Below are 15,105 nucleotides of genomic sequence, written 5' to 3' on the forward strand. Positions count from 1 at the left end.
CTTCCCTTCGCGTTACGGTGCTGTTTTCAGCCGTTGAACACAGGTGGCCAGCCGAGGCCGATGGTCTGTCCGCGCTCATAAGCGGGGCTTGCTTTGGCAATCTGCTCCTCATCGAGGCCGATGGCGGACAGCAGTTCGACGCTACGGTCGCGCGTGTCGGTGGGGGCAGGCGCAATGGGCGTCCGGCTGAAGCGCGGAATAGCCGGTACCGCGAACTGACCCTCATGGTGTTCGGCGCGACTACGGATCTGCGGCTCCCGCCACACTTCGTACGGTGCAAGCACGGGCGTCACGCAGGCCTGTTTCCCTTCGAACAGCGCGGTCCAATGGTCGCGTGGCTGTGACCGAAAGGTGGCATCGAGGCGCTTCTCAATGTCGTGCCATGTTCGCCGGTCCATGTGATCGGGCAAGGGGGTGCCGAGATCCAGCGTGGTCCAGAGCGCATGGAAGAATTGTGGTTCCAGCGATCCGACAGCGACGTGCCCGCCGTCAGCGCAGCTGTAGCAGCGATAGAACGGTGCATTGCCCGCGATCAGGCCGTCGCCGCGTCCCGGCATCGCGTCGGTGCCCCATACCGGAAAGTGCATGGCGATCAGCGACAGGCAGCCATCGACCATCGCGGCATCGATGTGCTGGCCGAGCCCGGTTCGTGAACGCTCGTGCAGTGCGGCGAGAATTCCGATCACGGCCAGCATGCCGCCGCCTGCCATGTCCGCGATGGCATTCAGCGGAAGCGCCGGCGGTCCGTCAGTCGGCCCCATCGACCCGAGCACGCCGGTGTAAGCGAGATAGTTGATGTCGTGCCCGGCGTCCTGCGCACGCGGGCCGCTCTGTCCGTATCCGGTGAGCGAGCAATAGATCAGCCGCGGATTGATCGCGGAAAGTTCAGCGTAGCCTGCGCCGAGCCGATCGGCGACGCCGGGCCGAAAGCCTTCGAGCAGCACATCGGCCGTGCGGACGAGGCGCTGCAGTGCATCCTGACCCTCGGCGGATTTGAGATCGAGCGTAATGAACGTCTTGCCGCGCGCGAAGGTCGACACCGGCGGGCCGGCGCGACCGCCACCGGCAACGATGACTTCGGCGCCGAGATCGCAGAGCAGCATTGTGCCGTAAGGCCCTGGTGCAAGTCGTGTGAGATCCACGACGCGAATTCCCGCAAGAGGGCGGCTCGAGTGTGCGTTGGTCATCTATGTCCTACATTTGCGAGTTGATCTCAGCATTTTGATCGAAATGGCGCGACACGCAGGTTTAGTAGCAACGAGATTTAGAAGAACTCTTGCATCATCGAAATCCAGTCTGTACGATCGCTCCAACAAAACATACCGTCTGGATAGTATGAGACGGGTACGAGGAAATATGCAAGGGAGGAAGGCAGCAAATGTTTTGCCGCTCTGCCGGTTGCTATCCAGCGCCTGATTTCGCCATCGCGGATCATCGTCTGCGCGCCGCACATCGCTTTCGCGGGCGCAGTAACGCGTCGTGATGCGTCGCGCCATTCAACAAACTCGTTTGGCTTGAACAGCGTCGCCCGCTTGGGCGCGTCGTATCAAGCGTGTCGTCTTGTCGTCCGTTGAAATTCAGGAGTTTGCTATGAGCCGTCTCGACCTCGATGCGCTGGTGAAGCAGGTCACGAGCTACATCCTGGCCCATCCCTATGAGCGCGATGTCTGGGAAAAGGCGCCTGCGATCACCGGGATCCTGCGCTGGAACGACAGCGTCGCGATCGCCGGTGCCAAGGCTTGGGTCGATCGTGCCGTCGACGTGCAGTCGAGCCGCGGCTATCTCAGCTATGACGAGCGCATCGAGCTCGCGAAGGGGCATGTCGAGGTGTTCTCGCCGACGGCGGCGCTCTCCTCGGCGCTTGGCTATTGCGTGCTGGCGTTTCACGAGCGCAAGACCGACGCGCGCTTGCTCGAGGCCGCGCATCTTCAGGCAAAGGCGCTACTCGCTGCGCCGCGCACGCGCGGCGGCGGCTTCTGGGTGCGCGACGAGGGCCCGGAACTGTGGATCGACTTCATCTATCTGATGTGCCCGTTCCTTGCCCGTCTCGGTCGGCTGACCGGTGACAGCAAGCTCATCGAGGAAGCGTTGAACCAGGTCGATGTCTACGTCTACCATCTCGTCGACAAGGACGAGCATCTGGCGCGGCATGCCTGGCGGGAGACGCCCAACAGTTTCCTGCAGTCGACATTCTGGTGTCGCGGCAATGGCTGGCTGACCTGCTGTCTGGTCGATCTTCTTGCGGAGATCGGCGATCACCCGCGCGCCGAGCCGCTTCGCGTGCTGGGGCAGAAGGTGTTCGCGGCCATCGCCGCGCATCAGGACCGCAGCGGATTCTTTCGCAACATCCTCGATGACCAGCACGCCAAGTTCGAAGCGTCGGGAACACTGATGTTCGCCTATAGCGCGGCACGCGCCGTCAATATGGGATGGCTTGACCAGAGCTACATGGACAAGGCCGAGCGCGCATTTCGGATCGTCGCGGGTTCGGTCGAGCCGGACGGTGCGGTGCCGGGCGTGCAGGTACCTCCGGGCGGTCCCGGCGTTCCGTTTGCGACGGCGCTGTATGGCCAAGGCTTCTTCCTGCAGGCGGCAGCCGAACTCAAGGGGCGCCTCGCCTAAGTGACACCACCAATCCCGCAACATCACAATGGACGAGAAACGAAGTGTATCTTGAAATCTTCGCCAACGGCCTTTTCCTCGGCGCCATCTACGCATTGTTCGCAGTGCCGATGAGCGTGATCTGGATAACGACCGATGTCATCGACGTCTCCGTCGGCGCCTATGCCGTCGTTGCCGGAGTCGTCGCCACCGCCTTCGGCCTGCCCTATGGCGGTCTGCTCGGCGTGGCCGCCGCAATGGCCCTCGGGATCGTGACGGGGTGCATCTTTCTCGGCTTTCACGCGCTGCGCACCATGAAGGATGCGATGCCGATTGTGCTTGCGACCTTCGCATTCATGCTGCTGGTGGAGTCGGCTGTCCTTGTCGTGGTCGGCACTGACAACCAGTTTCTCGACCGGATCCCCGGCATCGTGCTGATCGGCGAATCCGTGATCGGCTATCAAGGCCTCTTCAATCTCGCGCTCAGCGTGTTGCTCATGCTGGCGCTGACAGCTGCGTTGAAATGGTCACCGGCTGGTTTGCGCATGAAGGCCTGCGCGATCTCAGCTAAGAACGCGTCACTGGCCGGCATTGCGGTGAAGCGGACCCAGTTCCTCACTTTCCTGGTGTGTGCCGGAATCGCCGGGATCGGCGGCGTGCTGGCATCGATGTCGATCGGCATGACCTATGCGAGCGCGTTCACATTTACGACGATCGCTTTCAGCAGCGCCGTCGTGCTGGGCCAGCGCGGGCCGTTGCCGGCTTTTCTCGGAGGACTTCTGATCGGTCTCGTCGAGTCGTTCAGCCAGACCTTCCTGCCGAATGGATGGGCACACGCGGTGCCGGCCATTCTTATCATTGTAATCCTGGCATCCGGCCGTCTGCCATCGGCCGCCTTCTCGGGAGCACGGCCATGAACGGCGCGTCCAAGTGGATGAGCAGCGTCGGCGTACTGGTCGTCGCGATTGCCTGCGTGTCGCTGCTCGCCGAATTTCGCAGTTCGGTCTATTCGACATCGACGACTGTCGGCATTTTTGCGTTGCTCGCATTGCCGCTGGGTCTGCTCTACGGCCAGGGCGGCACGGTGTCGCTGGCGCAGGGCGCCTTTGCGGCGATCGGCGCTTATACGTCGGCGATCATCACGACGCGCTACGGCATGTCGCCGATGCTGTCGCTGTTTCCAGCCGTCGTACTCCCGGCGCTGGTCGCATTCGTGATCGCCAAGCCGATCTTGCGTTTGCCCGAATTGTCGCTGGCGCTGGTGACGCTGTCGATCGGCACGGTAGTCGAGGTCGCGTTGCAGCGCGGCGGTGATTTCACCGGCAGCTTCAACGGCATCAACGGGATCCCGACGCTGCCATTCGTCGGCACCTCGCGCATCCGCGCGCACTTCGTCATCTGGACGATCGTGGTGCTGCTGGTGATTGCCTATGTGAACTTCATGTCGAGCCTACGCGGGCGCGCATTGAACGCCGTGCGCACCGATCATCTGCTGGCCGAAGCGATGGGAGTGAACGTGGCGCTCGATCTGTCGCTGATGTTTGCAATCACCGCAGGCGTCGCCGGACTGGGCGGCTGGTTCTACGCCCACACGTTGGGTTACGTGGCTCCCGACTCGCTGTCGATCGCTGTGTCGGCCAACGTGCTGTTCATGGTGGTGCTCGGCGGGCGCAAGTCGGTGCTGGGCCCGATTGTCGGCGCGGCGATCTTCACGCTGGCGAGCGACTTCCTGCCCGGCACCGAGAGCCAGGGCATCTTCTTCGGCGGCATTCTCATTCTCGTACTGCTCTTTTCTCCCGATGGCCTGATGACGCTGGTCCCAGGGCGCTGGTCGCAACGTGGCAAGCCCACATCGCTGCCGTCGCCGGATGTCCGGCCGTCGGTCCAGGCAAGCGGAGCGGTGCGATGAGCTTCGACGCGCAGAATATCAGCATCGCTTTTGGCGGCCTGAAAGTGCTGAAGGATGTGAGTGTTGCAGTGCGTCCCGGCGTCATCACCGGTCTCGTCGGCCCTAACGGCGCCGGCAAGACCACGCTGTTCAACTGCCTCACCGGCGTGGCCCGCCCGCAGGAAGGCTTGGTGCGGATCGAGGGCCAGGATATATCGAGCTATCCATTGTACCAGCGGATCCAGCTCGGCGTATCGCGCAGCTTCCAGACGCCACGTCTCGATCTCGATGCCAGCGTGCTGGATGCGGTGATGATGGGCTTCTACAGCCGCAACAAGCCGTCGCTGCTGGGCGGTTTCGTGTCGCTGCCGGCCCGGCAGGTGCGCGACAGTGAATTGCGCGCGCAGGCCGAGCGGCTCATCGCCCAGTTCGAGCTGACGGCCGATCCGTATCAACGCTCGGGCGCGCTGTCGCTCGGCCGCCTTCGCCTTCTCGAGGTAGCGCGGGCACTGGCGAGCAGCCCAAAATATCTGCTGTTGGACGAGCCGGCGGCCGGCATCGATGAGCACGATCGCATGCTGCTGGCCCGGGCCATCCGCCATGCCGCCGCCGATCAGATCGGCGTGCTGCTGGTCGAGCACAATGTCGGCTTCGTCGCCGAGCTCAGCCATCACATGGTCGCTCTGGTTCGCGGCAAGATCGTCGCCGAGGGCCATCCGCAGGACGTTGTGCAGGACGAAGAGGTCGTGACGGCCTATCTCGGAGGTCATCGTGTCGCAGCTTGATCCACATCCGATGGGTGGCCCACGCGCGGGCCTGGTGTGCTCGGGTATGAGCGCATCCTACGGCAGCCTGACGGTTTGCAGTGATGTCAGCTTCTCTGTGGCGCCGGGCGAGCTTGTGGCACTGATCGGTCCGAACGGCGCCGGCAAGACCAGCCTCGTGGGTGCGTTGAACGGCACCATCAGCGGAACAGGGCAGGTGACACTCGATGATCGCCGGCTTGACCTGTTGTCGTCGTGGCGCCGCGTCTGCACCGGCCTCACCACGGTGCCGGACGGGCGCGGGCTGTTTCCGTCATTGACCGTCGCAGACAATCTTCGTCTCGGTGCCCTTCTCACCGAGAAGAACCGGCGTGCCGAAGCGCTGGAGCGGGCGCTCGATCTGTTTCCCTTCCTGAAGTCGCGCTGGAACGCCGCCGCCGGGGCACTCAGCGGCGGTCAGCAACAGATGCTGGCGATCGCGAAGTGCCTGGCCTGCAGTCCCCGCGTGCTGTTGCTTGACGAGCCGACCCAGGGCCTCGCGCCGATCATCGTCGACGAACTGGCGGAGGTGTTGCGCAAGCTGCGCGCCAGCGGATTACCGATCCTGCTGGTCGAGCAGAATCATCATCTGGTCGAGTCGGTGGCTGACCGCTTCATCGTGTTGGTCGGCGGCAAGGTCGTGCTGGAAGGCAACAATGCCGATCTCGCCGACCGCGATCGTATCGTGCGTCTCTATCTACAGCGTTCAGCTGCTCCAATCCATTGATCGAGGGAAGCATAGTATGACAAAGAGACATCTTTTGACCAGACGCGCCGCATTGGCGCTCGGCCTGGCTGCTGGCATCTCCATCCAGTCTGCTCCGCTTCTGGCGCAGGCCAAGGGCGAGCCTCTGCGCATCGCCGTCTTGATCGCGCTGTCGGGACCAGCCGCAGCCTATGGCGCAGATGAGCGTGCGGCCGTCGAGTCAGTGGTCGAGCGCGTCAATGCGCAAGGCGGCATCAATGGCCGGCCGATCGAACTCATCGTGCGCGACACCAAGACCAACCCGACCGAAGCGGCGCGTCTGGCCAATCAGGTCATCCTCGATGACAAGGTGATCGCCATCATTGGCGCCACCACCGGGTCCGAGACACTGGCATTCGCCGACCTCGCGATGCGCTCGAAGGTGCCGGTCTTCCCGATGGTCGGCACGCAATCGGTGACCGACCCGAAGGAGGCGTTCTCGAAATGGATGTTCCGCATGTCGGTCCCGATTTCGACCGACCTGCCAGCGAGCCGCGATCGCATTGTGGCCGACGGCCACAAGCGTGTCGCCGTGTTCTCGGAGGAAGACGCCTATGGGCAGCAGGCGTCCGAGCTGTTCATCAGCCTTGCCAAGGAGAAGGGCGACCTGCAGGTGGTCGAACAAGCCTCGGCCCCGAAGGCGGCGACCGATCTCACCGCGCAGGCGATCAAGATTCGCGGTGGCAAGCCCGATGCGGTGTTCCTCGCCACATCGAGCACGGGATCGGCCGGCGCGTTTCTACGCAAATTGCAGGAGATCGGATTGAACGTACCGGTCTACGGCATGGCCGGCATCGTCCAGAAGCAGATCATCAAGAACGGTGGCAAGGGCGCCGAAAACCTGATCGCGCCCGCGCTCGTCAATCCGGATGAACCCGGTCCGCTGACGGATCTGTTCGACTTGCTGAAGAACAAGGGCGGCGTTGCAGGGTTCGGTGCGTTGCTCGGTGCTAATGCGGCTGCCACGGTTGTGCAGGCGCTCAAGGCCGGTGCCACCGATGGCCCTTCGCTCCGGGACAAGGTCGAGAGCATGGGCGCGATCAAGGGCTATGCCGCGGCCCCGATCCAGTTCTCGCCGACAGACCACGACAGCTGGGGCAAGCATACCCTGATCTATGTCACCGTGCGCGACGGCAAATTCAAGAATCTGGACAAGAAATGACGCAGCCGGTTTCTCTACCACTTGACGGCGTGCGCGTGCTGGACCTGACCCAGGTCCAGTTCGGGCCGTGTGCAACCCAGGTCCTTGGCGATTTCGGTGCGCAAATCATCAAGGTCGAACGGCCCGGCGATGGCGACATCTGCCGGTCGACGGATCCGTTCATTGTCGAACCGTCCGGCGAGAGCGCCTACTTCATGGGCCTGAACCGTAACAAGCGCGGCATGGCGATCAACATGACGGCGCCGGCGGGCATAAAGATCGTGATGGAGCTGCTGGAGCAGGCGGATGTGCTGGTTCACAATTTTCGCCCAGGCGTCGCCGATCGCCTTGGGCTCGGCTACGACAAGCTGAAAGAGACCTATCCGCGCTTGATCTATGCTTCGGGATCCGGGTTCGGTCCGAGCGGACCGCTGGCGCACAAAGGCGGTCAGGATTTTCTCGCGCAGTCTTTGTCCGGTCTTGCGGCGCGCAATCCCGATGCTGACGGCGTGCCGCAACTGTTTCCCACCGCGCTCGGTGACTTCACGTCGGGAATGGTGATGGCGCAGGGCATCCTGATGGCGCTCTACCATCGGGAGCGCACTGGCCTCGGGCAACGCATTGACGTCTGCCTGCTCGACGTGCTGATCACGCTGCAGCAACAGGAAGTCACGCAGTGGCTGCTGCGGCAGAAGCAGGTCAACTGGGTCCAGCAGAACCTGATCGGCATCTTTCCGACCAAGGACGGCGCCGTGACGCTGGTCGGCGTGTTCAGGCCGAATCCGCTCGGCGACATCTGCCGTGCCCTTGGCCTCGAGGACTATTCGGCATGGCCGCAATATTCCGATCGTGCCTCGTGGGGGCCCAACCGCGCCGAGATCTTCAAATTGCTGGCGCCGGGATTTGCCGGGCTCGACACCGCCGAATGTCTGCATCGGCTGGATCGCGAGGACGTGCTGTGTGCACCGGTGCTATCGCTCGGCGACGCTCTTGCGCAGCCGCAGGTCGATGCCAATGGCTTGATGATCGAATTCGATCATCCCGTCCATGGGCGGGTGCGGACGGTCGGAAATCCCCTGAAGATGTCATCGGTGGCAAGGACCGCGACGCAATCCGCGCCGACCCTGGGACAACACAATGCAGAGGTGCTGGCCGAACTCGGCTATGCGCCGTCCGATATCTCGCGCCTTCGCACCGAAGGCGTCATCGCCTGACCACCCGCCATCATTCGCAAGGACGCACCATGATCGTAGATTTCGACGACGGCCCACGTTCTACCATCCATGACATCAAGATTGGCGACAACATCGCGATCGAGAAGACGATCAGCGAGTCCGACGTCTACATGTTCGCGGGCATCTGCGGCGACTTTTCGCCGAACCATATCAACGAACGCTACATGGAGAAGACCCGCTTCAAGACGCGCATCGCGCAGGGGGCGCTGGTGGTTGGTTTCACCTCAGCGGCCGCAGCCATGTTCGGCATCAAATACCGGGTCGACGGCGTGTCTGCCGGTTACGACCGGCTGCGCTTCATCGCGCCGGTGTTTTTCGGCGACACCATTCTGATCCGCTACGAGGTCGTGCGGATCGAACTCGAACGTGACCGCGCCTACGCGTCGCTCAATGTCACCAACCAGCATAGCGATGTGGTGCTGGTGGGCGAGCATGTATTGCGGTTTGTCGCGCTCGAAGCGCCTGTGGGAGCTTGATCGTGAAGGAACCGATCGTTCTGCTCGAAATCCGCGGGCCGGTTGGGCTACTGACGCTCAATCGCCCAGACGCGCTCAACGCGCTCAGCACCGAATTGATGGATGCGCTGACCGCAGCCCTCAAGCAATGCGAGAGCAATCCCGATGTCGGCGCGATGGTCCTGACCGGCAAGGGTCGGGCGTTTGCCGCTGGTGCCGATATCAAGGAGATGGCGAACAAGACCTATGCCGATGCCTATTCGGAAGACTTCATCACGCGCAACTGGGAAGAGGCGACCCGGTGCCGCAAGCCGATCATTGCCGCCGTCAATGGTTTGGCGCTCGGCGGCGGATGCGAACTGGCCATGATGTGCGATTTCATCCTGTGCTCGGATGCCGCGCGGTTCGGACAGCCCGAGGTCAAGGTCGGCGTCATGCCCGGCGCCGGTGGCACGCAACGGCTGTCGCGGTCGATCGGAAAGTCGAAGGCGATGGAAATGTGCCTGACCGGCCGCATGATGCTGGCCGACGAAGCCGAGCGGTGCGGGCTTGTCAGCCGCATCCTTCCTGCCGACGAATTGATCGACGAGGCGATCCGCGTCGCGACGCAGATCGCGGAGCTCTCGCGCCCGATGATTATGATGACCAAGGAGGCGCTCAATCGGTCGTTTGAAGTGCCGCTCGCCGAGGGCGTCCGCTTTGAACGTCGGCTTGCGCATACGACCTTTGCGCTGGACGACCACAAAGAGGGCGCCGCCGCATTCGCCGAAAAGCGCAAGCCGCAATTCCGCCATCGCTGAACCCGAGCCACCACGCAACCATGCTGCAACTGCCCTTTGAGAACTGGACGCTTAATGCGGCGCTAGCGGCGCGGGTCCGGCTGTCTGCGGATGCCCCCTTCATTCGCATGATCGACGGCTCGCCGCTCACCTTCGCACAGGTGCAGGTGGAAGCGCTGAAACTGGCTCATGTGCTCGAAGCGGAAGGTGTCAGGGCTGGGGACCGCGTTGTCGTCATGGGGGCAAACTGCCTTTGGACGCTCCATGCCTGGTTTGCCCTGAATATGCTCGGCGCGGTCGATGTCACCATCAACACGGCCTATCGCGGTCACACGCTCGAACATGCGATCAATACGGCTGATGCGCGCCTGATCCTGATCGAAGACCGGCTGCTCGGCGTGTTGAGCGAGAGTGAAGCCGCCGTGCCGCGGCTGCAGCGTGTGTTGTTCTATGCTGCGGACGGCACGCAAAGCGCAAAAGCGACTGCAGAGTTCAGTCGGGTGTCACTCGCGCCGCTGCACAACGACGTACGTGTACCGTCAGGCTGGACACCCGCCGGCGCCCGGCCATCGGATTTGGCATCGATCATCTTCACATCCGGGACATCTGGTCCGGCCAAGGGCGTGATGCTGCCGCATGCGCAGACATATCTGCTGTCGCAGGAATCCGCGCAGCAGATGAAGGTCACCGAGCGCGATATCTATTACGTTTTCCATCCGCTGTTTCACATGTCGCCGCGCTATGTCGCAATCTACGCTGCGCTGATTGCGGGCGCGCAGGTGTGTCTCGACCGTTCCTTCAGCGCCGCTGACTGGCTCGATCGAATCCGGGCATGCGACGCGACGGTGTCGATCGCGCATGGTCCGATGCTGGAGATGATCCATTCCCAGCCGGAGCGGCCGGACGACGCCGACAATCCGCTGCGACGGTTCGGAACCTCGCCTTTTCCACGTCACATCGCCGCGTCCTTCGAAGCGCGGTTCGGCGTGCGCGGCCTCGAGGTCTGGGGCATGACCGAGGCCAACATTCCGATCTGGTCGTCGCTCGACGAGCCGCTGCGGCCCGGATCGTGTGGCCGGCCGATTGCCAATCACTACGAATTGCGGATCGTGGATCCGGAGACCGATCGCGAGGTCGTGCCGGGCGCAACGGGTGAGCTGGTGGTGCGGTCGAAGCTGCCCTGGACCCTGATGCAGGGCTATTTCGGAATGCCCGAGGCCACCATCAAGGCCTGGCGCAATCTCTGGTTCCACACCGGCGATCTCGTCTATTGCGATGAGGAAGGCTATTTCCATTTCGTCGATCGGCTGGGCGACCGGATCCGGCGTCGCGCTGAGAATGTCTCGTCCTACGAGATCGAATACGCCGCGACCACCTATCCCGGCCTGCAGGAATGCGCGGCGGTCGGCGTGCCCTCCGAATTCGCGTCGGACGACGACATCAAGCTGGTCGTGGTCGCGCAGGACGGTCAGGTAGTCGCGCCCGAGGCCCTGCTGGCGCATCTGGCGCAGCGGCTGCCGCATTACATGGTGCCGCGCTACATCGAGATCATAGCGGCGCTGCCGCGCACGCCGACCAACAAGGTGCGCAAATCGCAACTGCGTGACAGCGGCGTCAGTGCGGCGACTTGGGATCGCAAGGCCGCCGGAATTGCATTGAAGGACCTCGTGACCCGTAAGGATGGCAGTAGCTGTCCGGAACGGATGTGACGATGCGCTTCCTACCGATCAACACCCAAACTGTTGAGACAGCATCATGACCGATATCGCGCTTCAGGACGTGTCCCTTGAAGACAAGTACACAAAGCCTTCCGGCCGCATCTATCTGTCGGGCATCCAGGCGCTGGTGCGTCTGCCGCTGCTGCAGCGGGCGCGCGATCGCGCGGCCGGCCTCAATACGGGCGGTTTCATCTCCGGCTACCGGGGCTCGCCGCTTGGCATGTATGACAGCGCATTGTGGGGCGCCAAGGCGCATCTGGCGGCCGAGAACGTCCGGTTTCAGCCGGGGTTGAACGAAGACCTCGCCGCGACATCGGTGTGGGGCAGCCAGCAGGTCGGACTGTTTCCCGGCGCCACCGTACAGGGGGTGTTCGGCATCTGGTATGGCAAGGGCCCCGGCGTCGATCGTTCGGCGGATGCGCTCAAGCACGCCAACGCCGCTGGAACATCGAAATATGGCGGTGTGCTCGCGCTGGCCGGTGACGATCACGGCTGCCAGTCATCGACGCTGGCGCATCAGAGCGAGCAGATCTTTCAGGCGGCCATGATGCCGATCCTCAACCCGGCGACCGTGCAGGAATATCTCGACTTCGGCATCTACGGAATTGCGCTGTCGCGCTATTCCGGATGCTGGGTCGGCTTCAAGGCGATCTCAGAGACCGCCGAAAGTTCGGCCTCCATCACCGTCGACCCGCAGCGCATGCAGTTCGTCGAGCCCGGCGATTTTGAAATACCGCCGGGGGGACTGCATATTCGTTGGCCCGATCCGTCGCTCGAAGCCGAGCGGCGGCTGCATGGCCCGAAAATGCGGGCGGTGGCCGCCTTCGCGCGAGCCAACCCGATCGACCGCGTGATGCTGGATTCGCCGACGCCGCGTTTTGGTATCGTGACGACCGGAAAGGCCTATCTCGACGTGCGTCAGGCGTTGACCGATCTCGGCCTGGCCGAGGACGCCTGTGCTGCGATGGGGCTCCGGATCTACAAGGTCGGTCTGGTCTGGCCGCTCGAGGTCGAGGGCGCGCGGCGTTTCGCCGATGGTCTGGAAGACGTGTTGGTCGTCGAGGAGAAGCAAGGCTTCGTCGAGGGGCAGTTCGTTCACGCGCTCTACAATATGGACGCTGCCCGGCGGCCGTCGGTGGTCGGCAAGCGCGATGAACGCGGGACGTCGCTGCTTCCCAGCGAGGGTGAATTGTCGCCGACGCTGGTTGCGCGCGCCATCCTGTCGCGGCTGGAGAAGATGGGCAGCAGCAATCCGCAACTGGCGCAGCGACTGGCGCGTCTCGAATCGTTCGAGCGGGTGGCGTCAACGCCGGTGATCAAGTCGCAGCGCGTACCTTTCTTCTGTTCGGGCTGCCCGCACAATACCTCGACGCAGCTACCGGAAGGCAGCAGGGCGATGGCCGGTATCGGTTGCCATGGCATGGCGACTTGGATGCCGAACCGCAACACGCAGACCATCACGCATATGGGAGGTGAGGGCGCCAACTGGATCGGACAGTCGCCGTTCACGACAGAGAAGCACGTCTTCCAGAATCTCGGTGACGGCACCTACACCCATAGCGGATTGCTGGCCATCCGGGCCGCTGCGGCGTCCGGCGTCAACATCACCTACAAGATCCTCTACAATGACGCGGTGGCGATGACCGGCGGCCAATCCGCCGAGAGCGGCTTCACCGTGGCCCAGATTGCCTCGCAAATGGCGGCCGAGGGCGCCAAGCGCATCGTTGTCGTTTCCGACGAGCCGGACAAATATCCCGACATGAGCCTGTTCCCTGCGGGCATTACGACACACGACCGCAAGGATCTCGATCAGGTCCAGCGCGAGTTGCGCGAAACACCCGGCCTGACCGTCTTGATCTACGACCAGACCTGTGCGGCTGAAAAGCGCCGGCGGCGCAAGCGCGGTCTGTATCCGGATCCGCCGAAGCGCGCCTTCATCAATGATCTCGTCTGCGAGGGCTGCGGTGATTGTTCAGTGAAGTCGAACTGCGTCTCGGTCAAGCCGCTGGAAACGCCGCTCGGCCGCAAGCGCGTCATCGATCAGTCGAGCTGCAACAAGGACTTCTCCTGCGTGGAGGGATTCTGCCCGAGCTTTGTGACCGTCCATGGCGGAGGTCTGCGAAAGGCGGCTAAACCGACCACGGCAGCGCAGGATCCGTTCGGCGACATCCCGCTACCGGTGGCGAGGCCCTTGTACGAGCCCTACAACCTGCTGATGACCGGGATCGGCGGCACCGGCGTGATCACGGTCGGGGCGCTGCTCGGAATGGCGGCGCATCTGGAAGGCAAGGGATGCTCGGTCCTCGACTTCACGGGTCTGGCCCAGAAGAACGGCGGCGTCATGACACATGTCCGGATTGCGCCGGCGCCCGAGGATATCGCCGCGGTGCGCATTGCCGCCGGCGCTGCAGACCTGCTGCTCGGCTTCGACATCGTCGGAGCCGCATCGCCGGTGGCGCTGGCACGTATCGAACAGGGTGTGACGCGGGCGGTGATCAACACCTCGCTGACGCCGACCGCGGCTTTCGTTACGGATGGCAATATTGATTTTGAAGCGGGGCTGATGAACAAGATACTCCGCGATGCCGTCGGGCACAGGGGGATCGACTTCGTGCAGGGCACTAGGATCGCGACCGCGATCATGGGCGACTCGATCGCAACTAACATGCTGTTACTGGGTTTCGTATTTCAAAAGGGGCTTCTACCATTGAGCTTTGCGGCGCTTGAACGCGCCATTGAGCTGAACGGTTCTGCCGTCGATTCCAATAAGCGGGCATTTGCATGGGGGCGGCTCGCGGCCCAAGATCCCGCTGCGCTAGAGAAAGTGGTGTCAGCACGCGCCGCGCCGGAGACGCGCGAGATATCGCTGCCCGAACTGATCGCGTTCAACGCCGACTTCCTCACCCGCTATCAGGACGCCGCCTATGCGCAGAAATATCGCGATATCATCGCGCGCGTGCAGGCGGCAGAGACGTCGCGGACGCCCGGGCTTCAAGGCGTGACCTATGCCGCAGCCCGCGGTCTGTTCAAGCTGATGGCCTACAAAGACGAATACGAGGTCGCGCGTCTCTATACGGATGGGGACTTCCGCGCAAAGCTGGAGCAACAGTTCGAGGGCAATTTTAAACTCAAGTTTCACCTTGCACCGCCAATCCTGGCCAGGAAAGATCCGGTTACCGGCCATCTCCGCAAACGTGCATTTGGTCCCTGGGTGTTCGGCGTATTCAAAGTGCTCGCCAGCTTGCGGTACTTGCGCGGAACGCCGTTCGATGTGTTCGGCTATACAGCGGAACGCAGGATGGAGCGCGCGCTGGTGAGCGAGTACGTCGGGGAAATCGATGATGTAGCGGCGCGATTGTCACCGCAGAACCACGCCCTGGCGACAGAGTTATTGAGCCTGCCGGATGTGATCAGGGGATACGGCCACATCAAGCACGACGCAGTCAGGAATGCCCGTGAGCAGAAAGTTCAGCTACGCTCAGCATTCGGTGATCGGTTTGTTGAAGCTGCGGAATGATTGCGGTCCTCAAAGGGCCTTCGCGTCGGCTTCGCCGTGAGCGCGACGGCCATTCCGGATGCCCCCTCCTGGCGGATTGTGTTGAAGAAGTCGGTGAGCTGACTGTTGACGTGCGCACAGATCCGGCGCTCAGGAGACTGTCCCTGCTAGGGCCGATCGACATTCAGGATTCCCAAGAGGTTCAATCGCTGATTCATAGGGTTCCGTGATTTGCACGGAGCAG

Annotated in this window: 12 protein-coding genes; 11 read left to right on the plus strand and 1 reads right to left on the minus strand. The window is 62.8% G+C overall.

The genetic code is table 11. The features are described 5' to 3' along the window. Positions 1-26 precede the first annotated feature (26 nt). Positions 27-1,187 carry a CaiB/BaiF CoA transferase family protein gene (locus tag AC1RLZ_RS29340; RefSeq protein WP_493191529.1) on the minus strand — a complete coding sequence of 387 codons (1,161 nt, stop codon included), beginning with the start codon at positions 1,185-1,187 and terminating at the stop codon, positions 27-29. A gap of 403 nt (positions 1,188-1,590) precedes the next feature. On the opposite strand from AC1RLZ_RS29340, the gene AC1RLZ_RS29345 reads away from it, so the two are divergent. Genes AC1RLZ_RS29345 through AC1RLZ_RS29395 form a run of 11 tightly spaced genes read left to right on the plus strand, consistent with a single transcriptional unit; the run spans position 1,591 to position 14,882 of the window. Then, positions 1,591-2,622 (plus strand): glycoside hydrolase family 88 protein, encoded by a 1,032-nt coding sequence (locus AC1RLZ_RS29345; protein WP_493191530.1) that lies wholly within the window; start codon positions 1,591-1,593, stop codon positions 2,620-2,622. 44 nt (positions 2,623-2,666) lie between these two features. After that, positions 2,667-3,518, plus strand: coding sequence for a branched-chain amino acid ABC transporter permease (locus AC1RLZ_RS29350; RefSeq protein ID WP_493191531.1), 852 nt, complete (start codon positions 2,667-2,669; stop codon positions 3,516-3,518). Next, complete coding sequence (locus AC1RLZ_RS29355; RefSeq protein ID WP_493191532.1) at positions 3,515-4,510, plus strand: branched-chain amino acid ABC transporter permease; 996 nt, start codon at positions 3,515-3,517, stop codon at positions 4,508-4,510. Before AC1RLZ_RS29350 ends, AC1RLZ_RS29355 begins: the two co-directional genes overlap by 4 nt. Next, positions 4,507-5,274, plus strand: a complete 768-nt coding sequence (locus tag AC1RLZ_RS29360) for an ABC transporter ATP-binding protein (protein WP_493191533.1) — start codon at positions 4,507-4,509, stop codon at positions 5,272-5,274. The genes AC1RLZ_RS29355 and AC1RLZ_RS29360 overlap by 4 nt, the downstream gene beginning before the upstream one ends. Beyond that, positions 5,261-6,019, plus strand: coding sequence for an ABC transporter ATP-binding protein (locus tag AC1RLZ_RS29365; RefSeq protein WP_493191534.1), 759 nt, complete (start codon positions 5,261-5,263; stop codon positions 6,017-6,019). The genes AC1RLZ_RS29360 and AC1RLZ_RS29365 overlap by 14 nt, the downstream gene beginning before the upstream one ends. A gap of 34 nt (positions 6,020-6,053) precedes the next feature. Further along, entirely contained in the window at positions 6,054-7,199 is a 1,146-nt protein-coding gene (locus AC1RLZ_RS29370) for an ABC transporter substrate-binding protein (RefSeq protein WP_493191535.1), read from the plus strand. After that, on the plus strand, positions 7,196-8,392 hold the full coding sequence (locus tag AC1RLZ_RS29375; protein WP_493191536.1) for a CaiB/BaiF CoA transferase family protein: 1,197 nt from the start codon (positions 7,196-7,198) through the stop codon (positions 8,390-8,392). The genes AC1RLZ_RS29370 and AC1RLZ_RS29375 overlap by 4 nt, the downstream gene beginning before the upstream one ends. A gap of 29 nt (positions 8,393-8,421) precedes the next feature. Beyond that, entirely contained in the window at positions 8,422-8,889 is a 468-nt protein-coding gene (locus AC1RLZ_RS29380) for a MaoC/PaaZ C-terminal domain-containing protein (protein ID WP_493191537.1), read from the plus strand. Positions 8,890-8,891: 2 nt separating this feature from the next. After that, positions 8,892-9,668 carry an enoyl-CoA hydratase gene (locus tag AC1RLZ_RS29385; protein WP_493191538.1) on the plus strand — a complete coding sequence of 259 codons (777 nt, stop codon included), beginning with the start codon at positions 8,892-8,894 and terminating at the stop codon, positions 9,666-9,668. A gap of 20 nt (positions 9,669-9,688) precedes the next feature. Continuing rightward, the gene (locus tag AC1RLZ_RS29390; protein ID WP_493191539.1) at positions 9,689-11,356 is read left to right on the plus strand and encodes an AMP-binding protein; all 1,668 of its coding nucleotides are present in this window, start codon (positions 9,689-9,691) and stop codon (positions 11,354-11,356) included. 55 nt (positions 11,357-11,411) lie between these two features. Beyond that, complete coding sequence (locus AC1RLZ_RS29395) at positions 11,412-14,882, plus strand: indolepyruvate ferredoxin oxidoreductase family protein (protein ID WP_493191541.1); 3,471 nt, start codon at positions 11,412-11,414, stop codon at positions 14,880-14,882. Positions 14,883-15,105: the final 223 nt, after the last annotated feature.

It is taken from the genome of Tardiphaga sp. GW822-FHT04G09, assembly GCF_058800725.1.

Excerpts from the sequence above, each read along its gene's own strand:
- AC1RLZ_RS29340 (WP_493191529.1), bottom strand. The coding sequence starts at position 1,187 with ATGACCAACGCACACTCGAGCCGCCCTCTTGCGGGAATTCGCGTCGTG.
- AC1RLZ_RS29345 (WP_493191530.1), top strand. The coding sequence starts at position 1,591 with ATGAGCCGTCTCGACCTCGATGCGCTGGTGAAGCAGGTCACGAGCTAC.
- AC1RLZ_RS29355 (WP_493191532.1), top strand. The coding sequence starts at position 3,515 with ATGAACGGCGCGTCCAAGTGGATGAGCAGCGTCGGCGTACTGGTCGTC.
- AC1RLZ_RS29360 (WP_493191533.1), top strand. The coding sequence starts at position 4,507 with ATGAGCTTCGACGCGCAGAATATCAGCATCGCTTTTGGCGGCCTGAAA.
- AC1RLZ_RS29375 (WP_493191536.1), top strand. The coding sequence starts at position 7,196 with ATGACGCAGCCGGTTTCTCTACCACTTGACGGCGTGCGCGTGCTGGAC.
- AC1RLZ_RS29380 (WP_493191537.1), top strand. The coding sequence starts at position 8,422 with ATGATCGTAGATTTCGACGACGGCCCACGTTCTACCATCCATGACATC.
- AC1RLZ_RS29390 (WP_493191539.1), top strand. The coding sequence starts at position 9,689 with ATGCTGCAACTGCCCTTTGAGAACTGGACGCTTAATGCGGCGCTAGCG.